Annotated in this window: 24 protein-coding genes; 7 read left to right on the top strand and 17 right to left on the bottom strand. The window is 73.8% G+C overall.

Features of this window, described 5'->3' with window-relative positions:
- Window positions 1–14: 14 nt before the first annotated feature.
- Both BLV05_RS07870 and BLV05_RS07865 read right to left on the bottom strand, forming a co-directional pair.
- Complete coding sequence (locus BLV05_RS07870; protein ID WP_046767941.1) at window positions 15–1,040, bottom strand: hypothetical protein; 1,026 nt, start codon at window positions 1,038–1,040, stop codon at window positions 15–17.
- The gene (locus BLV05_RS07865) at window positions 1,034–1,687 is read right to left on the bottom strand and encodes a hypothetical protein (protein WP_152690663.1); all 654 of its coding nucleotides are present in this window, start codon (window positions 1,685–1,687) and stop codon (window positions 1,034–1,036) included. The genes BLV05_RS07870 and BLV05_RS07865 overlap by 7 nt, the downstream gene beginning before the upstream one ends.
- A 111-nt stretch (window positions 1,688–1,798) precedes the next feature.
- On the opposite strand from BLV05_RS07865, the gene BLV05_RS07860 reads away from it, so the two are divergent.
- The 3 genes from BLV05_RS07860 to BLV05_RS07850 are packed head-to-tail and all read left to right on the top strand — an operon-like array spanning window position 1,799 to window position 4,372.
- Entirely contained in the window at window positions 1,799–2,593 is a 795-nt protein-coding gene (locus BLV05_RS07860) for an ABC transporter permease (RefSeq protein ID WP_046767939.1), read from the top strand.
- On the top strand, window positions 2,586–3,389 hold the full coding sequence (locus BLV05_RS07855; RefSeq protein ID WP_046767938.1) for an ABC transporter permease: 804 nt from the start codon (window positions 2,586–2,588) through the stop codon (window positions 3,387–3,389). Before BLV05_RS07860 ends, BLV05_RS07855 begins: the two co-directional genes overlap by 8 nt.
- On the top strand, window positions 3,386–4,372 hold the full coding sequence (locus tag BLV05_RS07850; protein ID WP_046767937.1) for an ABC transporter ATP-binding protein: 987 nt from the start codon (window positions 3,386–3,388) through the stop codon (window positions 4,370–4,372). The genes BLV05_RS07855 and BLV05_RS07850 overlap by 4 nt, the downstream gene beginning before the upstream one ends.
- Before the next feature lie 3 nt (window positions 4,373–4,375).
- Here the strand turns inward: BLV05_RS07850 and BLV05_RS07845 are convergent, their stop codons facing one another.
- The 3 genes from BLV05_RS07845 to BLV05_RS07835 all read right to left on the bottom strand — a co-directional run bounded on the left by BLV05_RS07845 (window position 4,376) and on the right by BLV05_RS07835 (window position 8,262).
- Window positions 4,376–5,266: a Rossmann-like and DUF2520 domain-containing protein gene (locus tag BLV05_RS07845; protein ID WP_231948775.1), complete on the bottom strand. Its 891-nt coding sequence runs from the start codon at window positions 5,264–5,266 to the stop codon at window positions 4,376–4,378.
- An 87-nt stretch (window positions 5,267–5,353) separates the two neighbouring features.
- Complete coding sequence (locus BLV05_RS07840) at window positions 5,354–7,489, bottom strand: FtsX-like permease family protein (protein ID WP_152690662.1); 2,136 nt, start codon at window positions 7,487–7,489, stop codon at window positions 5,354–5,356.
- A gap of 2 nt (window positions 7,490–7,491) precedes the next feature.
- Window positions 7,492–8,262 carry an ABC transporter ATP-binding protein gene (locus BLV05_RS07835; protein ID WP_046767934.1) on the bottom strand — a complete coding sequence of 257 codons (771 nt, stop codon included), beginning with the start codon at window positions 8,260–8,262 and terminating at the stop codon, window positions 7,492–7,494.
- Between the two features lie 99 nt (window positions 8,263–8,361).
- Between BLV05_RS07835 and add the strand changes: the two genes are divergently transcribed.
- Window positions 8,362–9,342: an adenosine deaminase gene (gene add, locus BLV05_RS07830; RefSeq protein ID WP_046767933.1), complete on the top strand. Its 981-nt coding sequence runs from the start codon at window positions 8,362–8,364 to the stop codon at window positions 9,340–9,342.
- On the opposite strand, the gene BLV05_RS07825 is transcribed toward add, so the two are convergent.
- Window positions 9,332–10,390 carry a LacI family DNA-binding transcriptional regulator gene (locus tag BLV05_RS07825; protein WP_197683578.1) on the bottom strand — a complete coding sequence of 353 codons (1,059 nt, stop codon included), beginning with the start codon at window positions 10,388–10,390 and terminating at the stop codon, window positions 9,332–9,334. The genes add and BLV05_RS07825 overlap by 11 nt on opposite strands.
- Before the next feature lie 125 nt (window positions 10,391–10,515).
- Between BLV05_RS07825 and BLV05_RS07820 the strand changes: the two genes are divergently transcribed.
- Window positions 10,516–11,739, top strand: a complete 1,224-nt coding sequence (locus tag BLV05_RS07820; RefSeq protein WP_197683577.1) for an MFS transporter — start codon at window positions 10,516–10,518, stop codon at window positions 11,737–11,739.
- Window positions 11,740–12,175: 436 nt separating this feature from the next.
- Here the strand turns inward: BLV05_RS07820 and BLV05_RS07815 are convergent, their stop codons facing one another.
- The 4 genes from BLV05_RS07815 to BLV05_RS07800 are packed head-to-tail and all read right to left on the bottom strand — an operon-like array spanning window position 12,176 to window position 15,433.
- Window positions 12,176–12,586 (bottom strand): VOC family protein, encoded by a 411-nt coding sequence (locus tag BLV05_RS07815; RefSeq protein WP_046767932.1) that lies wholly within the window; start codon window positions 12,584–12,586, stop codon window positions 12,176–12,178.
- A 21-nt stretch (window positions 12,587–12,607) separates the two neighbouring features.
- Window positions 12,608–13,282, bottom strand: a complete 675-nt coding sequence (locus BLV05_RS07810; RefSeq protein WP_197683576.1) for a response regulator transcription factor — start codon at window positions 13,280–13,282, stop codon at window positions 12,608–12,610.
- Window positions 13,279–14,460, bottom strand: a complete 1,182-nt coding sequence (locus BLV05_RS07805) for a sensor histidine kinase (RefSeq protein ID WP_046767931.1) — start codon at window positions 14,458–14,460, stop codon at window positions 13,279–13,281. Before BLV05_RS07805 ends, BLV05_RS07810 begins: the two co-directional genes overlap by 4 nt.
- Before the next feature lie 10 nt (window positions 14,461–14,470).
- Window positions 14,471–15,433 (bottom strand): ArsR/SmtB family transcription factor, encoded by a 963-nt coding sequence (locus BLV05_RS07800; protein ID WP_046767930.1) that lies wholly within the window; start codon window positions 15,431–15,433, stop codon window positions 14,471–14,473.
- 59 nt (window positions 15,434–15,492) lie between these two features.
- Between BLV05_RS07800 and BLV05_RS07795 the strand changes: the two genes are divergently transcribed.
- Both BLV05_RS07795 and BLV05_RS07790 read left to right on the top strand, forming a co-directional pair.
- The gene (locus BLV05_RS07795; RefSeq protein ID WP_046767929.1) at window positions 15,493–16,695 is read left to right on the top strand and encodes an MFS transporter; all 1,203 of its coding nucleotides are present in this window, start codon (window positions 15,493–15,495) and stop codon (window positions 16,693–16,695) included.
- Window positions 16,688–17,305: a dihydrofolate reductase family protein gene (locus BLV05_RS07790; RefSeq protein WP_046767928.1), complete on the top strand. Its 618-nt coding sequence runs from the start codon at window positions 16,688–16,690 to the stop codon at window positions 17,303–17,305. Before BLV05_RS07795 ends, BLV05_RS07790 begins: the two co-directional genes overlap by 8 nt.
- Here BLV05_RS07790 and BLV05_RS07785 read toward each other — a convergent pair.
- The 7 genes from BLV05_RS07785 to BLV05_RS07755 form a co-directional block, all read right to left on the bottom strand.
- Window positions 17,224–17,634, bottom strand: a complete 411-nt coding sequence (locus tag BLV05_RS07785; RefSeq protein ID WP_152690661.1) for a hypothetical protein — start codon at window positions 17,632–17,634, stop codon at window positions 17,224–17,226. The two genes, BLV05_RS07790 and BLV05_RS07785, sit on opposite strands and share 82 nt — an antisense overlap.
- Window positions 17,631–17,996 carry a hypothetical protein gene (locus BLV05_RS07780; protein WP_046767927.1) on the bottom strand — a complete coding sequence of 122 codons (366 nt, stop codon included), beginning with the start codon at window positions 17,994–17,996 and terminating at the stop codon, window positions 17,631–17,633. Before BLV05_RS07780 ends, BLV05_RS07785 begins: the two co-directional genes overlap by 4 nt.
- A gap of 11 nt (window positions 17,997–18,007) precedes the next feature.
- Window positions 18,008–19,696 (bottom strand): DUF885 domain-containing protein, encoded by a 1,689-nt coding sequence (locus BLV05_RS07775; RefSeq protein ID WP_046767926.1) that lies wholly within the window; start codon window positions 19,694–19,696, stop codon window positions 18,008–18,010.
- A gap of 62 nt (window positions 19,697–19,758) precedes the next feature.
- Window positions 19,759–20,181, bottom strand: a complete 423-nt coding sequence (gene panD, locus BLV05_RS07770; RefSeq protein WP_046767925.1) for an aspartate 1-decarboxylase — start codon at window positions 20,179–20,181, stop codon at window positions 19,759–19,761.
- A 4-nt stretch (window positions 20,182–20,185) separates the two neighbouring features.
- Window positions 20,186–21,637 carry a PH domain-containing protein gene (locus tag BLV05_RS07765; RefSeq protein ID WP_052762306.1) on the bottom strand — a complete coding sequence of 484 codons (1,452 nt, stop codon included), beginning with the start codon at window positions 21,635–21,637 and terminating at the stop codon, window positions 20,186–20,188.
- Window positions 21,634–22,128, bottom strand: coding sequence for a PH domain-containing protein (locus tag BLV05_RS07760; RefSeq protein WP_046767924.1), 495 nt, complete (start codon window positions 22,126–22,128; stop codon window positions 21,634–21,636). Before BLV05_RS07760 ends, BLV05_RS07765 begins: the two co-directional genes overlap by 4 nt.
- A gap of 42 nt (window positions 22,129–22,170) precedes the next feature.
- A complete protein-coding gene (locus tag BLV05_RS07755; protein ID WP_152690660.1) occupies window positions 22,171–23,199 on the bottom strand; it encodes a hypothetical protein in 1,029 nt (342 codons plus the stop codon).
- Between the last annotated feature and the right edge of the window lie 57 nt (window positions 23,200–23,256).

Genomic DNA, 23,256 nt, shown 5'->3' with positions numbered 1-23,256 from the left:
ACACCGTACCGGGACTACCGCGTGACGATCGTCTGCACCTCCGCGATCGGCAGGCCGAACGTCGCCGACGTCGTCTGCGGGTCGAGCGGGCCCTCCGGCACCCCGTTGGCGAACCACTCGATCGCCCACTCGCTCTCCGCCAGCACGTTCGTGATGCCGCCCGGCAGGTGCGCGCTGGACCGGGTGAACGTCAGCGCGCAGTCGGACGTGGCGCCGGACGTCCAGGCGACCCCATGGCCGTCGCAGGACACCGGGGCGGCGTTGCTGGCGGAGAAGTTCATCGAGGTCATCGTCGCCTCGACCCGGGCCTCGTTGGCGCCGGCCTCGGCGTGCACCTCGAGCGTGACGGGACCGTCCTCGAGCCACATCCACGTGGGCAGGTTGACGAACGTGGCGCCGTCGCCCTCGCGCCGCGGGTTCCAGCCGATCTGCGGGTCGGGCAGCGTCATCGCGTCGTAGGCGACCTGGACCAGGACCTCCGGCGGGATGGGCGGAACCGGGACGGGCTCGCCGGGCTCGACGTAGAGCGGCTCGAACTCGTTGTCGAACCAGTCGTTGGAGAACTCGATGAAGTCCTCGATGGGGCCGTCGTAGTCCGCGCTCGAGCACATGCCGGACCACCACCGGCCCTCGGTGTCGTCCTTGTACGCCTCGTAGCCCGGGTACGGCGGGATGGGGTTGCCGTCCTCGTCGCGGCCGCCGACCCACTCACCGCTCTGGACCATGTCGTAGTACTGCTTGCCGCTCCATGTCGTGTTGAAGTACCGGCACGGCGGCAGCACGGTGACCGACTCGCCGGGGATCTCGTAGCCCTCGCCGCCGCCGGTCGTGCCGGAGCCCCACACGAAGATCGTGACGGAGCCGTCGCCGGACTCGGCCTCGGAGCCGCCGTCATCGTCGTCGCAGCTGCCGATGCTGCAGCGCGGCTCGGGGTCGGCCGCCGCCGGCGGGATCGCGGCCGCCGTCAGGCCGGTGGCGACGAGCAGGGCGGGCGCCAGGCCGAGAGCGGCGCGCCGGATCATCGGGTGTCGGTTCAGCATGAGGCGTCCTCGTCGAGTGTGTTCTCGTTGACCCGCCAGCCGCTGCCGTCGTTGGCCAGCACGGCGCGCAGGGGGATGACCGGGTTCTCTTCGATGCCGTCCGGCGCCCGCTCCTCGCCGTCGTCGATCAGCAGCATGTCGGAGCCGTCGACGCAGCCGCCGAGCACCACCAGGGTGTCGCTGCTCTCCTCCACGACCGGCGTGATGACCATCAGGCCGCCGTAACGGATGCCGTTGTCGACCTGGTACTCCAGCGAGCGCTCGACCTCGTCGAGGATCGGCGCGACGGTGAGCCCGGCGAGCTGCTCGCTGAGCGTCACCTCGCCCAGCGACCACCGCCACTCGCGGGCGAACTCGACGTACGTGGCCAGCGCGGCCTCCTCGGCGGGGCCGGCCGGTGGCGGCGTCACGATCGTCACGCCGGCGTCGGGGAACGCGTGCTCGACCGGCGCGGCTTCCTCCGTCGGCGTCGTCGTTGGATCGGCCGTGGGGTCCTCCGATGGCTCGGAGGTGGGCGCCGTCGTGGTCGGGTCGTCGAGGCCGGCGGGCTCCTCGCCGCCGGTCTCGCCGCAGCCGGCCAGCGCCAGCACCCCGGCGCAGAACGTGACGAGGGCAACGCGAGAACGGCGCGGCGGATGGGCAATCACGCGCTGTCGCTCCTCGCGAAACGGGTACCGGACGGCCTTGCGTGTGCCCTGCCGCAAAGTAACACAAAAGCCGGTGACAGTGGTACGCGGGCCGGGTAGCGTACGGCGACTGTGCGCCTGTTCGCAACGCTCGTCGTCCTCGGTTTCCGCCGGTGGTCGACGTACCGGCTGGCGACCGCGGCGGGCGCGTTCACGAACACAGTCTTCGGCCTGATCAAGGCGTCCATCACCATGGGCGCCATCGGCGCGGCCGGCGGTGAGCTGGCCGGCTACGACGCCCTCACCGGCGCCACGTACGCGTGGATCGTGCAGGCCCTCGTCGCGCCGGTCAACGTGTTCAACTGGAACGAGCTGGCGCTGCGCATCCGCGACGGCGACGTCGCCGTCGACCTCGCGCGGCCGCTCGACCCGCAGTTCGCCTACCTCGCCGGGTTCCTCGGCCGGGCGATCCACCAGTTCATCCCGCGCGGCGCGCCGCCGCTGCTGGCCGGCGCGCTGGTCACCGGGCTGGCGCTGCCGGCGACGCCGCTGCCCTATGCGCTCGGGGTGGTCAGCATCGTGCTGGGGGTCTCGGTGTCGTTCTCGGTCTGGTGGCTGGTGAACCTGACGGCGTTCTGGCTGATCGAATTGCGCGGCGTGCTCACCCTGAATGTCGTGGCCATGGGCATCCTGTCCGGCCTGGTCATCCCGGTGCACTGGTTCCCCGGCTGGCTGGCCACGGTGGCCGCGCTGACGCCGTACCCGTCGATCCTGCAGGCGCCGGTCGACGTCATCACGGCGCGTGCGGAGGGGACGGCGGCGCTCGGCGTGCTCGCCGTGCAAGCGGCCTGGCTGACCGGCGTCCTGCTGCTGGGCCGGCTGGTGTTCGCCCGCGGCGCGCGGAAGCTGGTGGTGCAGGGTGGCTGAGCGGTGGCGGCCCTACCGGGTGCTGGTCGGGTCGCGGATGCGGTCGCAGACGGCGTACCGGCGCTCGTTCGTGTCCGACCTGCTGGGCAGCGTCAGCATCGGGCTGATGGAGTTCGCCGAGGTGTACATCCTGTTCGCCAACGTCGACCTGCTCGGCGAGCTGGACTTCGCCGCCGCGGTGCTGCTGTTCGCGCTGGCCAACGTCGCCTTCAGCCTGGCCGACCTGCTGGTCGGGCACGTCGACAACCTGCCGGTCTACCTGCGTACGGGAACGCTGGACGCGTTCCTGCTCCGGCCGCTGCCGGTGCTGGCCCAGCTGATCACCAGCGACGTGTCGCTGCGCCGGCTCGGGCGAGTGGCCGTATCCGTCGTGCTGCTCGCGGTCGCGCTGCCGCTCAACGACATCGACTGGACGGCAGGCAAGGTCACGCTGGTCGTGCTGACGCCGCTGACCGGGACCGCCGTCTTCGCCGGGCTGTTCGTCTGCGCGTCGGCCGTGCAGTTCTGGCTGGTCGAAGGCTCGGAGTTCTCGAACGCCTTCACCTACGGCGGCGCCTACGCCTCGGGCTATCCGGCCAGCATCTTCAGCCTGCCGATGCGGGTGCTGTTCACGTTCGTCGTGCCGGCCACGTTCGTGGCGTACCTGCCGGTGCTGGTGCTGCTGGACCTGCCGGGACCCGCGGGCACGCCGCACTGGCTGGGCTGGTGCACGCCGCTGGCCGCCGGGGCCGTCTGGGCCGTTGCCCTGCTGGGCTGGCGGGCCGGCCTTCGCCACTACACCGGGACGGGATCATGACCGAGCCGATCATCCAGGTGCGCGACCTGCGCCGCGAGTTCGTCGTCCGCAGCCCGGCCGGCCGGCTGCGCCGCGCGCGCACCGTCGTCGCCGCCGTCGACGACCTGACCTTCGACCTCGACGACGGCGCCGCCGTCGGGTACATCGGCGCGAACGGAGCCGGGAAGTCGACCACCATCAAGATGCTCACCGGGATCCTGGTACCGACGGCGGGGACGGTGCGCACCTGCGGACTGGACCCGGTGCGCCGGCGCCGCGACCTGGCCCGGCAGATCGGTGTCGTGTTCGGCCAGCGCAGCCAGCTCTGGTGGGACCTGCCGCTGGCCGAGTCGTTCCGCGCGCTGGCCGCGATCCACCGGCTGCCGGAGGCGACCTGGCGGACCCGCCGCGACGAGCTGGTCGACCGGCTGGACCTCGCCACGTTCCTCGCCACGCCGGTGCGCCAGCTCTCGCTCGGCCAGCGGATCCGGGGCGAGATCGCGGCCGCCCTGCTGCACTCGCCGCGGCTGCTCATCCTCGACGAGCCGACCATCGGGCTGGACGTGCTGAGCAAGGAGCGGCTGCGCGTCTTCCTCGCCGAGCAGCGCGCGCTGCACGGCACGACGCTGCTGCTCACCACGCACGACATGGACGACGTGCAGCGGCTCACCGACCGCATCCTGGTGGTCGACCACGGGCACCTGGTGTACGACGGGACGCTGCCCGGCCTGAGCGCGCAGGTGGGCGCGGAACGCGTCATGGTGATCGACCTGGTCGAGCCGGTGCCCGACCTCGGCGCCGTCGACGGCACCCGCAGCGTCGCCGTCGAGTCCGACGGCCTGCGGCACCGGCTGGCGTTCACCCCGGAGACGACGACGGCGGGGGCCGTGCTGGAGGCGGTCGGGCGGCGCGGCCAGGTGCGCGACCTCGCCATCGAGGAGCCCGACATCGAGGACGTCGTCCGCCGCCTCTATTTGGCTCAGGTCAGCGGCGACGGCCCATGATCATCATGGGGTGGGTGGCTCGGCGAGCACGTCGAGCAGCGCCTCGGCGTCGCTGGCCTTGAGCCGCCCGGCGGCCAGTGCCCGCCCGGCCGTGCGCCGGGCCAGCGCCACGTAGGTGCTCACCGACTCGGGCCGGGCCGCGGCGATCTCGGTGAGATGGCTGGCGACGGTGCCGGCGTCGCCGCGCGAGACCGGCCCGGTGAGCGCGTCGTCGCCCTGGCGCAGGCTGTTGTCCAGCGCGGCGGAGAGCAGCGGCGCCAGTATCTTGTCGGGCTCGGCCACGCCGGTGGAGCGCAGCAGGTCCATCGCCTCGTTGACCAGCGTGACCAGGTGGTTCGACCCGTGCGTCAGCGCCGCGTGATAGAGCGCGCGGTGCTGCTCGGCGATGCGGATCGGCTCCGCCCCCATCTCGACGACGAGGGCCTCGGCGACCGGCCAGAGCGGCTCCGGCGCCGTGACGCCGAACGTGGCGCCGGACAGCCGCTGCAGGTCGACCGACGTGCCGGTGAACGTCATGGCCGGGTGCAGCGCCAGCGGCAGCGCGCCCGCCTTCGTCGCCGCGTCCAGCACGCCGACGCCGTACCGGCCGCTGGTGTGGACGACCAGTTGACCCGGTCGGACGGTCTTCGTCGCGGCCAGCCCTTCGACCAGCGCCGGCAGCGCGTCGTCGGGGACGGCGAGCAGCACCAGCCCGGCGCGGGCGAACACCTGCGGCATGTCGACCAGCGGCACGTCAGGCAGCAGCGCGCCGGCCCGGGTGCGGCTGGTGAGCGAGACGCCGTAGCCGGCGACCACGTGGTGCCCGGCCCGGGCCAGCGCCGCGCCGAGCACCGCGCCCACCCGCCCGGTACCGACGACGCCGACGTCGAGACGCGCCGGCCGTTCCTCCGTCACACCGACCAGGCTAGATCATTCCCATGATCATGTTCTCTGGCGGCGCCTCAGCGACCGCCAGGGAACATGATCATGGGGACGGGAGGGTCAGTCGGCGGCGAGGGCCATGACGGGGGACGTTCGGGCCGCACGCTGGCCGGGCGCGATCGACGCCACGACGCCGAGCAGCGTCGCGACCACGGCGCTGACCGCCAGCAGGCACCACGGCACCACGAACTCCAGCTCCTGGACGCTGGCGACGGCGGCCCAGGCGAACAGTGCGCCGGCCGCGGAGCCGACGACGGCCGCCACCGCGCCCATGAGCGCCGCCTCGAGGCCGAGCATCACCCGGGTCTGCCGGCGGGTCAGTCCGAGCGCCCGCAGCAGCCCGATTTCGCGGGTCCGCTCGTGCACCGACAGCGACAGCGTGTTGGCGATGCCGATGAACGCGATCACCAGCGCCAGGGCCAAGATCGCCAGCACCAGGTTCACGGCCTCGTTCAGGTCCTCCTCGAAGTCGGCCCGGCGCTGGGCGAAGCTCTGCACGGACAGCTCCGGGTGGTCCTCGGTCGCCGCGACGATGGCGGCCCGCGCGTCATCGCCGTCGACGCCGTCGGCCGCATTCACCGCCAGCAGATCGTCGCCGTCCACGACGACGGAGCCGATCTCCGGCAGCTCCTCGATCGCGCGCGCGACGTCGTCCGCGATCGGCTCGGACGCGGCCGTGCGCACGGCGAAGTCGGCCGGCACCCGCCCGTCGACGACGAGGCCGACGCTCCCGCGCGAGGACTCGACGACGGTGAGGAAGCCGGCCACCGTCGTGACGCCGATCAGCAGGGCCGCTGTCGTGGCCGCGACCCGGCGCGGGTTGCGGACCGCGTTCGCCGTCGCCAGTTCCGCCGTCGAGCGGCCCCCGCCGGCCAGCCGCGCCGCCACCGCGCCGAGCGCCCGGACCAGCGGCGGCACCACCTTCGGCCCGAGGATCAGCAGGCCGAGGAAGCACACCGCCGCGCCGAACACGACCAGGATCAGCCCGGCGCCACCGCCGGACGTGCCGGAGGCCGCGCCGGCGAGCAGCACCAGCGTGCCGGCCACCATCGCCAGCAGCCCGAGGACGATCCTCGCGCGGCCGGTCCGGCGGCTGTCCGCACCGTCGGGCACGGCCTGCAGCGCGGCCAGCGGCGCCACCCGGGTCGCCGCCCGGGCCGGCTGCAACGCCGACCCGACGGTCATCACCACGCCGATCACGACCGACCACGCCACCGTCGTCCCGGTCACCGTCAGCACCAGCGTCGCGTCCAGCAGCGAGCCGGTCACCAGCGCCGTCAAAGCACCGGCCGCGACACCCGCGAGGCTGCCGGCCAGCCCGACCGCGACGGACTCGGCGAGCACGCCGCGCAGCACCTGCCGCCGGGTCGCGCCGACGGTGCGCAGCAGCGCCAGCTCGCGGGTCCGCTGGGCGACCAGGATCCGGAACGTGTTGGCGATGACGAACGCGGCGACGATCAGCGACACCGCACCCAGCACCAGCAGCGGGACCCGCAGCGCCTCCTGCTTGGACGACTGGTCGATCAGCCGCTGACCCAGCTCCGCGCCGGTCACGACCTCGTGCTCGGCGCCCAGTTCGGCCCGGACGGCGGCCGCGTCGGCGCCGTCGGCCAGCCGCAGGTCGACCCGGGACGCACCCGGCGGGTCGGCGAACTCGCCGACGACGTCCCAGCCGGCGGTGAGCTCCGGGTCGTCGCCGGCGTCGGCGGACGGATCGGCGAGCCCGGCGATCGGCAGTGCGACCAGGCCGGCCGCGTCCGCCGTCGCCACCGTGATCTCGTCGCCGGCGGCCAGCCCGAGCCGCTCGGCCGACCGCCGGTCCAGCAGCACGCCGTCGTCCGGCACGTCGGCGTCCAGCGGCGCCGCGACCACGCGGGCGTAGCCGAACGGGTCGATCCGGCCGTCGGCGTCGACGGTGTTCACCTCCAGCTCGCGCCGGGGCGCGGCCGCCGCGACCCCGTCGGCACCGGCGATGGCCGCCACCTCGTCCGGTGTCAGCGTCGCGTCGGCCGGGGCCAGCACCGACAGGTCGACACCCTCGGCGTCGGCGGCCAGCTCGCGCCGGCTGCCCGCGTCGAGCGAGTCGGTGAGGATCAGCGTCGCCGCGGTGAAGCCCACCGACAGGACGACGACCACGCCGGTCAGCACCAGCCGCAACAGGTGGGCACGCAGCCCCGCAAGAACGATCGATCCCATCGTCAGCCACCCAGCCGGCGCAGGCCGTCGAGGACGGCGTCGGGCGTGGGGTCGGCGATCTCGCCGGCGACGTGCCCGTCGGCGAGCATCACGACGCGGTCAGCCGACGACGCCGCGACCGGGTCGTGCGTCACCATGACGACGGTCCGGCCCAGCTCGCGGACGCTGGTGCGCAGGATCGCCAGCACCTCGCCGCCGGAGCGCGAGTCCAGGTTGCCGGTCGGCTCGTCGGCGAAGATCACCTCGGGCCGGTTGATCAGCGCCCGGGCGACGGCGACCCGCTGCTGCTGGCCGCCGGAGAGCTCGCTCGGCCGGTGCCGCAGCCGGTCGCCGATGCCCAGCACATCGACCACCTCGGCGAACCAGCGCCGGTCCACCCGGCGGCCGGCCAGCTTCAGCGGCAGCAGCACGTTGGCCTCCGCGTCCAGCGTCGGCAGCAGGTTGAACGCCTGGAAGACGAAGCCCAGCCGGTCGCGCCGCAGCAGCGTCAGCTGGGTGTCGTTCAGCGCGGTGAGGTCGGTGTCGCCGAGCAGCACCCGGCCCGACGTCGCGGTGTCCAGCCCGGCCAGGCAGTGCACCAGCGTGGACTTGCCGGACCCGGACGGGCCCATGATCGCGGTGAACCGCCCCGCCGCGAACGCGACGTCGACGGCGTCGAGGGCACGGACGGCGGTGTCGCCGCTGCCGTGCAGTTTGGTCAGGCCGACGGCGCGGACCGCCGGCGCGAGGACGGCGCGAGGGGCGCCGGGGATGTCAGAGGTCTGCAGGCTCACGGATCCAGCGTCGCGAGAACGGCGGCGCGAATCGTCGGACCTGCGAGTGGACCCGGCGTACGACCAAGGTCGCACGCGCCCTCTCGGTAGGGTCGGTCCGTGCCGCCCCGCCCCGTCGAGACGCTGCCGAAGGTCCAGTCGCACCTGCACCTCACCGGGGCCATGCGCCCGGCCACACTGGACGAGCTGGCGACGCGGCACGGCATCGCGGTGCCGCCGCTGGCCGCGCTGACCGGCGGCCCGTACGAGTGGGCGGTCTTCCAGGGCCGCTACGACGCCGCCCGTGCCGCCATCCGCACCCCGGACGACGTCGCCCGGGTGGTCCGCGAGGCGGCCGAGGACGACGCCGCCGGCGGTTGCGGCTGGTCCGAGCTGCAGGTCGACCCGACGTCGTACGCGCCGGCGTTCGGCGGTCTGGAGGCGGCGGTCGAGGCGGTGCTGGCCGCGGCCGCCGCGGCGCCGCTGCCGATGGGCGTCATCGTCGCGTCCAGCTGGGCCCGGTCCGGCGAGCACGCGACGACCTTGGCCCGCCTCGCCGCCCGCTACGCCGGCGACGGCGTGGTCGGGTTCGGGCTCTCCAACGACGAGCGGCTCGGGCGGGTCGAGGACTTCGCGCCGGCGTTCCGCGTCGCCGCCGACGCGGGACTGCTGCGCACCCCGCACGGCGGCTTCTTCACCGGGGCGGCGCACGTGCGGGCCTGCGTCGAGATGCTGGGCGCGACCCGGGTCGGGCATGGCACGTCGGCCGCGGCCGACCCGGCCGTCCTGGCGCAGCTGGCCGAGCGGGGCGTGGCGCTGGAGCTGTGCCCGGCGTCGTACCCGCCGTTCGGCGTGCACGCGCTGGACGAGCTGCCGGTACGGACGCTGCTGGCGGCCGGCGTGCCGGTGGCGATCGGCAGCGACGACCCACTGCTGTTCGCCGTCGGGCTGGCCGGCCAATACGCGCTGTGCCGCGACGCGCTCGGGCTGACCGACGGCGAGCTGGCGGCGCTCGCACGCGGCTCGATCACCTCGTCGGCCGCCCCCGCCGCGCTGAAGCGGACGATGCTGGCCGGCGTCGACGCCTGGCTCAGCGACTGAGCGGCGGCGCCGACGTCGTACCCACCCGCAGCTGCACCGGCAGGTGCACGTTGGCCGGCCGCCGCCCGGCCAGCAGCTCGGTGACCATCCGGCCGGTGAGCCGGCCCTTCTCGGCGATCGGCTGCACGACCGTCGTCAGCACCCGCTCACCCAGCCAGGGGGTGTCGATGCCGTCGTAGCCGACGACGGTGAGGTCGTCGGGGACGCGCAGCCCGAGCGCCTCGGCCGCCCGGATGACGCCGACGGCGAGCAGGTCACTCTGCGCGATGATCGCGGTCGGCCGGTCCGGGCCGGCGAGCAGCAGCCGGCCGGCCCGCTCGCCCTCCTCGACGACGTTGCTGGGCGCCTCGGCGACCGGCACGGTGCCGAAGACGTGCTCGGTGGCGTCGAGCCGGGCCCGGCAGTCGGCGAATCCGATGACGGCACGGCGGGCGTCGTCGATCAGGCCGCTGCCGCCGTCGAGCCGCAGCGGCAGCGCGGCGACCGCGACCCGGCGATGGCCCAGCGCCGCGACATGCCGGGCCAGCTCGGCCGCGCCGCCGTAGTCGTCGATGTCGAGCACGGTGAGGTCGGGCTTGTCGGGTCCGTCGACCGCGACCACCGGCACGCCGCGGCGCAGGAACAAGTCGAGCAGCGGGTCGTCGTCGCGGCCGCAGGTGGCGAACACGACGGCGTCGACCGGCAGCCGCGACACCTGCTCGGTCGTCGGGCTGCCGTGCTGGGCGTCGCCGGAAAGCAGCAGCAACCCGGTGCCGGACGGGCTCAGCGCCTCGGCGATGCCGTCGAGCAGTGCGACGGCCACCGGGTCGCGGAACGCGTAGAGCAGCCGCTCGCCGACGACGGCGCCGACGATGCCGGACCGTCCCCGGCGCAGCGACCGCGCCATCGGGTCGGGTCCGGCGTAGCTCAGCTCGCGGGCCGCGGCCAGCACCCGTTCGCGGGTCGAGTCGGCCACCGGCCCGGAGCCGCTGAACGCCAGCGACGCCGTGGACGGCGACACGCCGGCCCGCGCGGCCACCGCCGCCAGCGTTGCCCGGTGCTCGCCCACAGGTGCCTTCCCGCCCGAAATTCGCGCTTGCATCCGATCCTCGACCATAGGAGAATATCGAATCGATTCGATCGAATCGATTCGACCCCCAAACCTGATGCTGTCTTGACACCTGAGGATCCGCCGTGAACCACTCCGCTCCGGCCCAGTCGCCCGACCAGGCCAGGGTCGTCCGCGCCCGCAACGCCGTGGCCATGGTGTTCGCCCTCAACGGGCTGGCCATCGCGAGCTGGATGGGACGCATCCCCGAGGTGCGCGACCTGCTCGGCCTGACGCCGGGCGAGATCGGCCGCGTCCTGCTGGCGCTCGCCGCGGGCTCGCTCGTCGCGCTGCCCACGTCGGGGCTGGTCGTCAGCCGGATCGGCGCGGCCCGGACGGTGGCCGGCGGCTCCGTGCTGGTCGCCCTCGGGTTGACGCTGGCCGGGATGGGCGCCGACACGCTCGGCGCCGTCCCCGCGGTCGCGGCCGGGCTGGTGCTCATCGGGTACGGCTCCGGCTCCTGGGACGTCGCGATGAACGTCGAGGGCGCCGCGGTCGAGCGGCTGCTCGGCCGCACCGTCATGCCGCGGTTCCACGCCGCGTTCAGTCTCGGCACGGTGGCCGGGGCCGGCCTCGGCGCGGGCGCGTCGGCCGTCGGCGTCCCCGTCGTGGTGCACCTGACCGTCGTCAGCGTCGCCGCGATGGTCGTCGCCCTCGTGGCCACCCGCAGCTTCCTGCCCCGCACCGCCGAGGTCGAGGACGACGGCACGCCGGTCGAGCGCGTGTCGGTCCTGGTCGCCTGGCGCGAGCCGCGCACGCTGGTCATCGGCCTCATGGTCATGTGCGCCGCGCTGATCGAGGGCATCGCCAACGACTGGCTGGCGCTCGGCCTGGTCGACGGCTACGAGGTCAGCAACGCCGTCGGCGCGGTCGGCTTCGCGGTGTTCCTCGCCGCCATGACCGTCGGGCGGACGGCCGGCACCCAGCTGGTCGACCGCTTCGGCCGGTTGCCGGTCCTGCGCACCAGCGCCGTGCTGGCCACCGCGGGTGTGTTGCTGGTCGTGTTCGGCGGGTCGCTGCCGGTCGCGCTGATCGGCACCGTGGTCTGGGGCTTCGGTGCCGCACTCGGCTTCCCGCTCGGCATGAGCGCCGCGTCCGACGACCCGCGCCGGGCCGCCGCGCGGGTCAGCGTCGTCGCGTCGGTCGGCTACACCGCGTTCCTCGCCGGCCCGCCGATCCTCGGCTGGCTGGGCGACCACGAGGGTGTGCTGAACGCCCTGCTGGTCGTCGCCGTCGCCGCCGTCGTGGCCGGCCTCGTCTCCCCCGCGGCTCGCGAGCAGCGACCCGCCCGGGTCGAGGTCGACGACTAGTTTCGCTTGGTCTTCGAGATCCGATGCTCGCGCCGGGGTGTGGTTCGCCTGCCCAGCGCAACGATGTGGGATCGCTGCCTGATCGATGTGAGAACACTGTCGCGTCCGCCACAGCGATGCCGCATCGTTTCCGCAGCGATCTCACATCGATCACGACCGCGACGACAGTGCGCCCACCCCGGCGCGCCACTGGGCGAGATCACTGGGTGGGATCGTTGGTTGAGATCGCTGCACCTGACCCGCCGCGGGACCATATCAATGAGGCACGCGTCCGCCGGACCCACGGTCGTGATCGACTGACCGCTGCCACCCGCTGCGCCGAAGGTGCCAGCCAACATGGCTAGTGAGACACGCCGCCTGCAATGTGGAGCGGGCACCAGCCACGCTACGCGGCTCGAACTGAGGCCAAGTGTCGGAGTCACGGGACCCAGTTTCGCTACGGCGCGACGAAGTCGGCGGCGGTCATGCCCGCGGGATGGCCGGGCGGCCACTGCACCAGCTCGATGCGGTAGCCGTCGGGGTCGGTCACCCAGGACGTGAACATGCCCTCGCCCATGTCGACCGGAGGCTCGGCCGTGAGGCCCTTCGCCGCGAGGTCCGCGACCGTCGCGGACATATCGTCGGTCTGGACGACGAGGTGGTTGACGGCGCCGGTGTCGGTGACCGGCCGGGCCGGGTCGTGCACCAGCTCGAGGCTGATGAACGGGTCGCCGGGCAGCTGCAGCATCGTCAGGCTGCCGAACGGCGTCTCGGCGACCCGGCCCGCCACGGCGTAGCCGAGCGCGGTGTAGAAGGCGAGTGAGCGGTCGAGGTCGGTGACCCGGAGGCCGAGGTGCAGCATGCGCATGGCCGGCACGCTAGTCCATCGCTACGACGCGCCCGGCCGCACCAGCCCGGTCTCGTAGGCCAGCACGACCAGCTGCACGCGGTCGCGCAGGCCGACCTTGGCCAGCACCCGGCCGATGTGCGTCTTCACGGTCGCCTCGGTGACGAACAGGGTCGCGGCGATCTCGGCGTTCGACCGGCCGCGGACCACCTCGCGGACGATCTCGTGCTCGCGCTGGGTGAGCTCGGCCCAGACGGCGTCCGGCGGCGTCGCGTCCTCGGGCAGGTGGCCGGCGAAGCGTTCCAGCAGCCGCCGGGTGGTGCTCGGCGCGACCACCGCGTCGCCGGAGTGCACCGTGCGGACGGCGTCGAGCAGCGTCGGCGGCGGGGCGTCCTTGAGCAGGAAGCCGCTGGCGCCGGCCTTGATCGCGGCGAACGCGTACTCGTCGAGGTCGAACGTGGTCAGCACGATCACCTTCGGCGCATCGTCGCGGGTGCGCAGCCGGCGGGTCGCCTCGACGCCGTCGAGGACCGGCATCCGGACGTCCATCAGCACGACGTCGGCCGCGGTGACCGCGAGCGCGTGCAGCGCGGCGTCGCCGTCGCCGGCCTCGCCGACCACCTCGAGGTCGGGCTGGGAGTCGATCACCATCCGGAACCCGGCCCGGACCAGCTGCTGGTCGTCGACCAGGAAGACCTTGACCGGCTGCACGCTCACTTCCCTCCGCCGTACGGCAGGTCGAGGTCGACCCGCCAGCCACCGCCGGTCGCCGGTCCCGCCGTCACCGTGCCGCCGTACATCGTCATCCGCTCCCGCATGCCCGCCAGTCCCTGGCCGAGCCCGTCGCTCGGTGCGGCCGCGCCCCGGCCGTCGTCGGTGACGCGAGCGGTCAGCCGCTCCGCGCCGAACACGAGCGCCACCCGTGCCCGCGCCGCCGGGCCGGCGTGCTTGAGCGCGTTGGTCAGCGCCTCCTGGATCACCCGGTACACCGCCAGCGACGGACCCGGCGGCAGCGGCCGAGGCGGGCCGGTGACGTCGAGGTCGACCGGCAGCCCGGCCTGGCGCACCGACGTGACCAGCTCGGGCAGGCTGCCCAGCCCGGGCTGCGGCCGGATGGCGCCGCCGTCGGCGTCGTCGGTGGCGCGGAGCACGCCGAGCAGCCGGCGCATCTCGGCGAGCGCGCCCCGGCCGGTGTCGCCGATGGTCTTCAGCGCGTCGAGGGCGGCCTGCGGGTCGTGGTCGCCGGCGTACCGGCCGCCGTCGGCCTGCACGACGATGACCGAGAGGTTGTGCGCGACGACGTCGTGCATCTCGCGGGCGATGCGGGACCGTTCCTCGGCGGCGGCCAGCTGGGCCTGCTGGTCGCGCTCGCGCTCGGCCTGGTGCGCCCGCTCGACCAGCTCGGCGACGTAGGCCTGCCGGACCCGGCGGACGTCGCCCATCGCCCACGCGCCGACGACGGTCGCCGCCAGCGCGATGGCGCTGGCCACGAAGGCCGCCGGCTCGTCCTCGGCGGACGTGTCGTAGCGCATCGTGCCCAGCGCCACGCCGAGGAAACCGGCCGCAAGCCCGGCCCGGCTGGCCCACCGCGGGCCATAGGCGCTGACGGCGTACAGCCCGATGAGCAGCGCGAGGTCGTACGGCGCCAGGTCCAGTCCGGTGGCCCACTGGACCAGCCCGGCGGCGACCAGGACGCCGAACGACTCGACCGGCCGGACCCGCCGGAACGCCAGCGCGGCGCACATGACGGTGCCGAGGACGAAGTGCGCCCAGCCCGGGTCGAGGGCGGCCGCCGCGAACGCCACGAGCGTGACCAGCAGTCCGAGCGCGATGACGGCGTCGGGCAGGACGGGATGCCGTCGCACCCACGCGTACACCCGGTCCCTGCGCCTCACGTGGAGCAGGCTATCCCCCGTTCCCTTGCGAGGTGGCGGCTCGGACCAGGCGGTCGCCGTCGGCCGTGCGGTAGTAGAGGACGGAGCGTCCGGCCCGGCGGCGGCGCACCAGCTGGGCGTCCAGCAGCACCTTGAGGTGGTCGCCGACCGAGCCCAGGGCCAACCCGGTCGCCGCCACGAGCTGGGTCGTGCTCATCGGGTTGTCGAGCAGGTTCAGCAGCGTCGCGCGGGCCGGCCCGATCAGCCGGCCCAGCGCGCCCGGCACGGTGCGACGGCCCTCGGCCAGCAGCCCGGCGCACGGGTAGACGATCGAGTAGCGGTGCGGCCGGCGCCAGCCGACCCAGCCGCGGGCGCCGGTGACGGGGATGAACACCAGCTCCCCCTGGGTCAGGTCGCGTGGCGGATAGTCATAGGCGTTGATCCGCAGGCGTCCCCCGCCGAGCCAGCGCATCCCCGGGCGCATGTCGTCCAGCGCCGCTGCCCAGCCGCTGGTGCTCAGGCGCCGGGTCCTGGCGACGGCGTCCGCCTCGAAGGCCCGGGCCCGGCGCTGCCAGTCCGGTTCGATCGCCTCGGTCCACACCCAGTCGAGCACGTCGGCGATCCGCTCCGGCAGGTCCGGCACGTCGAGCGCCGGGTCGTTGCCGGCCAGGTCGGCACGCAGCGCGGCGGCCGGCGTCGTGCGGATGCGGTGCAGCTCGTCCTCGAACTCCGGCTCGTCGTCGAGCGGAGGCGCACAGAGAAAGTTGGCCAGCCAGGTGGGGAGCAGTGCCCCCGCCACGAACGCCCGGCCCACGGGATCGGCGGCCATCCGGGCCCGGAACGCCTCGCGCGACTGTGCGGGGCGGACCAGCTGACCGGGACGGTTCGACTGCTCGCCCGTCAGGACCCTGATGGCCGCGATTGTCTCGGCCAGCGCCGACACCCGGAACCGGCCGCCGGCGAGGACGTCGGCGTCGATCAGCCAGATGCCCACGTTTCGCCTCCATCCGAAACTCTACCCACCTGAGGACGGCGCTGCCGAGACTGCCTGTCATGCGCACCTACCGAGAACTGTTCCGCACGCCGGAGTTCACCCCGCTGTTCGCGGCGTCCTGCGCGACGGTCGCGGCGACGACGCTGACGGGGCTCGCGCTCGCCACGCTGGTCTACGCCCGCACGGAGTCGCCGCTGCTGTCGGCGCTGGCCATGTTCGGGCCGTCGTTCGCCGCGGTGATCGGCGCCACCACACTGCTCTCGGTGACCGACCGGGTGCCGCCGCGACCGGCGCTGACGCTGGTCGCCCTCGCCACCGCCGTGGCCTGTCTGACGCTGGCGACGCCGGGACTGCCGCTGGCGGCGATGTTCGCGGTGATCTTCGCCCTCGGCCTGACGGCGTCGATCGGGTCCGGGGTGCTGTACGGACTGCTCGACGAGATCCTGCCGGCCGACGGCTACGTCCTGGGCCGGTCGGTGCTCAACATGTCGGTCGGCGCGATGCAGGTGACGGGGTTCGCGCTCGGCGGCGTCCTGCTCGCCGTGGTGTCGCCCAGAACGGCACTGCTCGTCGGTGCGGCGCTGGCCTTCGGGTCGCTCCTGGTCCTCCGGCTGGGCCTGAGCCCCCGGCCGGCACGCAGCTCGGGCCGTCCGTCCCTCGCGATCACCTGGCGGATCAACCGGGAGCTGCTCTCCACGCCGGCCCGCCGGGCCGTCTACCTCGCGATGTGGGTGCCCAACGGGCTGGTGGTGGGGTGCGAGGCGCTGTTCGTCCCGTACGCGCCGCACGCCGCCGCGGTCCTGTTCGTCGCGGCCGCGCTGGGCATGCTGCTGGGCGACCTGGCCGCCGGGCGGCTGCTGTCGCCAGCGACCCGGCAGCGCTACGTCACGCCGCTGCGCTTCGCCCTCGCGGCGCCGTACCTGCTGTTCGTGCTCCCGCTGAACCTGCCCGTCGCGGCCGTCGCGGCCGCCATCGCGTCCGTCGGCTTCATGTCGACGCTGCTGCTGCAGGAACGGCTGATCGCGCTGACCGGCAAGGACGTGCGCGGTCAGGCCCTGGGGCTGCACGCGTCGGGCATGAAGGCGATGCAGGCGGCCGGTGCGACGGTGGCCGGCCTGGTCGCCCAGGTGCTTCCCGTCGGGACGGCCATCGCCGTGATGGCGGCGCTGTCGGTCGTCGTCACCGCCGCGCTCACCCCCGGCCTGCGGCTGTCCGATCCCACCATTGAACCGCTCGACATGAAGGAGCCTGCTCATGCATGACCCTCGACCGCAGACCGCCGCCGGGAAGGTCCACCTCGCGTTCGTGATGTCGCTGGACGGCTTCGTCGCCGGTCCCGGCCACAGCATGGACTTCATGGACGGGACCACGGTCCGCGACGGCCTGCACCAGGAGTACATCGAGAGCACCGGCGCGATCCTGGCCGGACGGGACGGATACGACAGCGCCGTCGGCGACTCGCGGCCCTACGGCGGAGCGTGGAGCGGTCCGATCTTCGTCCTCACCCACCACCCCGAGGACGCCCGCGCGGCCGACGGCATCACGGTGCTCAGCTGCTCACTGACCGAGGCGGTGCGGATCGGCCTGGACGCGGCGCGAGGCAAGAACCTGCAGGTGTTCTCCGCGTCGATCGGCCGGCAGCTGCTCCAGCTGGGACTGGTCGACGAGATCGACGTTCACGTCGCGCCCGTCCTGCTCGGTGACGGAGTCCGCTTCTACGACGCACCCGGCGGCGAGATCGTCCGCCTGGCGCGCGACGGCGACGACCCGACGCTCGCCGCGCACCTTCGCTACCGGCCCGCGTCGGCCGACCGCGTGCGGCGCAGCCAGAGCAGCCCGAGCACCGGCAGCACCAGCGGCACGAACCCGTAGCCACGCCCGTACAGCGACCAGACGGTGTCGTCGGGGAAGTCGCCGGGGTCGAACGCGGTGATCGTGCCCACCGTGAGCACGCCGATCAGCTCGACGGTGACGGCGGCCAGCGCCACCCGGCGGGCCGCCGCGCCGGGGCGGGCCAGCGCGACCGTCGCGACGATGTACACCACCGCGGCGAACGCCGACAGCAGGTACGCCACCGGCGCCTCGTCGAAGCTGGTCGCGATCTGCACGCCGGCCCGCGCCGACGCCGACAGCGCGAACACGGCGTAGACGGCGATCAGCAGCCGCCCCGGCCCGCTGGACCGCGGGTTCGTCGCACTCACGCGGCGCCCGCGTCCCAGAGCTGCTGCATGCGCACCACCAGCACCGGCACCACCAGCGCGGCCACGACCAGCACCGACGTGCCCCACCGGGACTTCTCCGCGAGCGCCCAGAACAGCCCGAGCGGGACGATGATCAGGTTCATCAGCAGGTAGCCGATGAACGTCGCGGTGTCCTCCGGCGTGCCGTCCGAAATCATCAGAACGACCGCCGCCACCGCCTGGACGACGATCAGCAGCTCGACGACGCCGGCGCCGATGACGTACGACTCGCGCGGCGGCTTGTTGCGCACCACGGCGACCAGCGCCCACGCGGCGTAGGCCAGCGAGGCGGCGATGACGGCCCAGTCGACGACGGCAACCATGGGTCAGTCCGTCACGGGAGCCGGGCCAGCTCGTCGGTGAGGTCGTCCAGGCCCAGTGCGCCCATCGAGAGCGCGGCCATGTGCCACGCCTTGAGGTCGAAGTCCGCGCCGCGCGCCGCCCGCGCGGCGTCGCGGCCGGCCAGCCACGCCCGCTCGCCGAGCTTGTAGCCGATGGCCTGCCCCGGCGCGCCCAGGTACCGGACGATCTCGGAGTCGATGAAGGCCGGGTCGCGGCCGTTGAAGGCGCCGAAGAACTCGCGCCCCAGCTCCGGCGTCCACACCTCGCCGGGGTGGAACGTCTCGCTGTTCGGGATGCGCAGCCGCAGGTGCATGCCGAGGTCGATGATGACGCGGATCGCCCGCATGATCTGCGCGTCGAGGTAGCCGAGGCGGATCGGCGGGTCGGTGAGGTAGCCCAGCTCGTCCATGAGCCGCTCGGCGTAGAGCGCCCAGCCCTCGGTCATCGCGCTGACCGAGCCGAGGCTCACCTGGTAGCGCGACAACTGGTCCGCGACGTGCACCCACTGGGCCAGCTGCAGGTGGTGGCCCGGCACACCCTCGTGGTACCAGGTGCTGACCAGCCCCCATACCGGGAACCGGGTCTCGCCCAGCGTCGGCAGCCAGGTGCGGCCGGGCCGGCTGAAGTCCAGCGACGGACGCGTGTAGTACGGCGCCGCGGCGCTGCCCGGCGGGGCGATCATGGCCTCGACGTGCTTGATCGGCTCGGCGAGGTCGACGTGGATGCCGTCGAGGTCGGTCATCGCGCGGTCCATCAGGCCCTGCAGCCAGTCGCGGACCTCGTCGACGCCCTCGATCGCCTCGCCGTGCTCGTCGAGGTGGCGCATGACGGCCAGCGGCGTGTGCCCCGGCAGGACGGCGTCGGCGGCCCGCTTCATCTCGTCGCCGATGCGGTGGAACTCAGACCAGCCGTAGGCGTAGGCGTCCTCGAGGTCCAGCTCGGACCCGGTCCAGTAGCGGGCGGCGACCGCGTAGCGCTCGCGCCCGAACGCGTCGGGCGTGCCCTCGGCGGCCGGCGCGTAGGTGGTGGCGAGGTAGTCGCGCAGCTCGGCCAGGCCGGCGCCGGCCTGGGTGGCCGCGGCGGACAGCTCGTCGCACTGCGCGTCGGGTCCCTTGGCGACGAACGACGTGTACCAGTCGGCCGCGAGCCAGGTGTCGAGCTGCTCGAGGACGGTGCCGACCTGGCGCGGGGCCGCGTACAGGCCGCGCCGGTCACCCTCCTCCAGGGAGGCGCGGAAGCCGGCCGCGGCGGCCGGGATGTTGCGCAGCCGCCGGCCGATGACCGCCCAGTCGTCGTCGGTGTCGGACGGCATCATCAGGAAGACCGACCGCAGCGACTGCACCGGCGAGAACAGGTTGCTCAGCTCGCGCAGGCCCTCGCCGGCGTCGTGCAGCGCCAGCGACGCGGTCAGCCGTTCGCGCAGCAGCCGCGCGGCCCGGCGCTCCTCGACCGGCAGGCCGCCGTTGGACGCGGCGGCCCGCTCGGCGGCGTCCAGCTCGCCCAGCGTGGCCCTGGCGGCGTCGGCCACGGCGTCCTTGCCGTCCGGCGAGTAGTCGGGCATCGCGTCGACGCCGGGCCTGATACCGAGCGCCGTCCCGACGATCGGGTTCAGGTCGGCGATGGTCTCGACGTAGCGGTCGGCGATCTTCCGGGGGGTGTCGGCTTCGTCGTCGTGAGGCACCGGCCCATCATGCCTCGCGTGCTGTGACGGCGTGCGGCAGCCCCTGGCGCGTCGGCTCGGGGTCAGCCGGCGGCGACGGTGTCGCCGCGCACCTGGGCGGCCGCGCCGGGCACCGGCTCGGCGGGGTCGGCGCCGGTCGCGACGACGCGGTTGGCGGCGTCGACGTGCACCACCCGCGGCTGGAACCCGCGTGCCTCGGCGTCGTCGACCAGGCCGTAGCTGATCAGGATGACGAGGTCGCCGGGCTGCACGAGCCGGGCGGCGGCGCCGTTGATGCCGATGACGCCGGAGCCCCGCTGACCGGGGATGACGTACGTGGTGAGCCGGGCGCCGTTGGTGATGTCGACGATGTCGACCTGTTCACCGGGCAGCAGGTCGGCGGCGTCGAGGAGGTCCTCGTCGACCGTGACCGATCCCACGTAGTGCAGGTCGGCCTGCGTCACGGTGGCGCGGTGGATCTTGCCCTTCATCATGGTGCGGAACACGCGTTCACTCCTGGTCTCGCTCGCTCGATGCGGCCGGGGGGCCGTCACCGTCGGCGTGGCCGTCGGGTCGGGGTACCGACTGCTGCCGGTACCTCGCCATCCATTGTTCTGGAACATCGGTCTTGCGTGCCAGTCGAGCCCGTTCGGCCTGCTCCTCGGCGATGAGACGGGCCTCGGCGGGCAGCCGGTGCGCGATGACCGCGTCGACCGGTCCGGGGGTGGTGTCGACGTGCACCGACGCCAGCCCGAGCCGTCGCTGCAGCGGCCCCTGCACGATCCGCACGCTCTGCGTCTTCGCGTGCGGGACGGTGGTGAGGTTGCGGTACAGCACGCCCTCGCGCACGACGACGACGTGCTCGTCGACGCCGTAGGCCAGCTTCTTCCAGCCGAACGGACGCAGCCAGCGGGCCGGCCGCGGGGCGTGCGTCAGCGGCACCGACAGCGGGTCGGAGCCCGGTAGCACGTGCCGCAACACCTCGGCCGCCTCCTCGTACGTGGCCACTGGGAGCAGCGTGGACGTCCGCTGGCTGTCGTCGGACGACTCACCGCTGTAGCCGGCGACGTCGACGTCGAGCCGCACCCAGCCCTTCCCTCTCCACAACAACGGCTGGCGCATGGCTACTCCCTGCACCCGGCCGGGTGGGACGGTCTGGGCCTGGGTGTCGAGCAGGCCCTTGCGGATGCGGTAGCCGTCGGGCGACTCGGCCAGGACGAAGGCGAAGTTGCGGCCCAGCTGCGCCCACAGCGCGGCGCCGATGGCGATGATGCCTGGCAGCATCGACGACAGCACGCCGACGGTGATGTCGCTGTCGCGGTAGAAGAGGAACGCAATGCCGATGCCGACGATGAACACCGCGCCGGCGACGAACGCGCCCGACAGCACCGTCGACCACACCAGCCGGTCCAGCGGCACCTGATGCACCACCCGCTCCGGCGCCTCCGGCGTGTCGGCGTCGATGCCGGCGGCCCGGGCCAGCAGCTCGGCCCGCAGCCGGACCGCGTCGTCGACGGCGAGGTACTGCAGCGGCGCCTCGGCCTTGCCGCCGCCGGCCACCTCCAGCCGCAGCTCCGAGACGCCGAGCAGCCGCCCGGCCAGCGGGCGGTTGATGTCGACGGCCTGCAGGCGGTCCAGCCGGACCCGGCGGGACCGTCGGTTCAGCATGCCGGAGTCGATCCGCAACGCGTCGCCGTCGAAGCCGTACCGGGTGTACCACCACGACAGCAGCCCGGCGATCATGCCGACGACGGCGAAGGCGAGCGCGGTGAGGCCGAACCGGCCCAGCTCGCCGGAGCGCAGCGCGTCCTGCCCGCCGATGCCGATGGCGACCGCCAGGAAGCCCCAGCCGCGCAGCAGCGGGGTCAGCGGGTGCAGCCGCCGGAAGTGCTCGGGCGTCGGGTCGACCCGCGCGGCCTTGGCGGCCTTGGCGCCCTCGGCCTCGCTTCCCGACGTGGTCACAGACCGGCCGCCTGCGCCTCACCCAGCGCCGACAGCCGATCGCGCAGCCGCGCGGCCTCGGCGGCCGGCAGGCCGGGGATCTTCGCGTCGGTGGCCGGCGAGGCGGTGTGCAGCTGGACGGTGGCCAGCCCGTAGCGCCGCTCCAGCGGCCCCGACGCGACGTCGACGAACTGCATGCGGCCGTACGGCACCACCGTCAGGCGGCGGTACATGACGCCGTGGGTGACCAGCAGGTCGTCGAGCCGCTCCGCGTAGCCCCAGGCGCGCCAGTTGCGCGGGATCAGCCACAGCCCCCACACCAGCGCGATCAGCGCGGCCCCGAGGACCGGAAGCACACCCGGCAGCCCGAAGATCAGCCCGAGCACCACCGCGACGGCGGCGGTGACGACGGTGACGGTGATCAGCAGCACCAGCCGGCGCAGGTCGACGAGCTTGCGCGACACCTGCTGCCAGGCCTCGCCGGGCGGCGCGAAGAGCTCATCCTGGTCCACGGCGTCGAGGCTACCCCGCGGCTCGCCGCCGATCGCCGAGGCTCAGTCGACGACGATCGTCTGGACCTCCGCGACCGGCAGCGCGATCTCGGCGGCCGGCGACGTCACCGCGCCCAGGCTGCCGCCCGCCACCGGGGCGCCGTCCTCCTGGCCCGACCACGACGCGACGTACGCACCGGTGGCCGTGACGGCGTAGGCGAGCCCCGGCACCGTCGCCGACGATCGCGTGTGCACCAGGCTGCAGCCGGCGGAGTCGGGCAGGTCGCTGGCGTACGACCGACGCGCCTGCTCCGGCGAGCAGGCCGCCGTCACTCCGGCCGAGGAGCGCACCGTGAGGCGGTCGGGGTCGGCGACCACGGTGGCCGAGTTGTCGCCGGCCGTCGCGGTGACCTCCAGCGGGACGAAGCCGTCGCGCGGGCCGTCGCCCGGCTGCACCCAGAACCAGGTGGGCAGGTTGACGTAGGAGTCGGCGGCCGGGCTGCGCAGGGTGTCGGGCACCGGGATGTCCAGGTGCTCGAACGCGACCTCAGCCAGCAGCTCCGGCGGCACCGGCGGAGTCGGCGGCTGCGGCGGTGTGTCGCCTTCGGCGACCCAGATCGCATGTGCACCACCGTTGGCCGCGACCAGCTGGTCGAAGCACTCACTGGCCGCCTCGAAGCTGTCGCCTTGGTTCAGCAGCGTGCCGAATGCCCAGTGCCCCGGCTCATCGCGGTGCGCCTCGATCTCCTCCAGCGGCGGGTAGACGAAGCCGGGGTCGTACCCCGGCCCGACGGGGTCGTCGAGCTCGTCGTAGTTCTGGCCCCACTCCTGGTAGATCCACTCACCGGTGGCGAACTCCATGATCTCCCACCAGCACGGCGAGGGGACCTGGACGCTGACCGAGACCCCGCCCCCGCCGCCGTCGGAGCCGTCGCCACCGCCCAGGCCGTTGCCGCTGAGCGAGACCGCGACCGCGGTCAGCTGGCCGTCGCCGGCGTCGCCGCCGACCTGGTCATCGGTGATGTCGGCCTGCGCGGGCGCCGCGGCCAGCAGGCCCAGCGCTCCGGCGGTCAGGCCCACGAGAAGGGGCATGCAAACGCGTCGCACCGTCGTCTCCTGTCGAAGTCGCCTCGCGTGTGCCCGTACCGG

The sequence above is a fragment of the Jiangella alkaliphila genome, assembly GCF_900105925.1.
GTDB classification, from domain to species: domain Bacteria; phylum Actinomycetota; class Actinomycetes; order Jiangellales; family Jiangellaceae; genus Jiangella; species Jiangella alkaliphila.
This window is presented reverse-complemented; position numbering and strand designations above follow the sequence as displayed.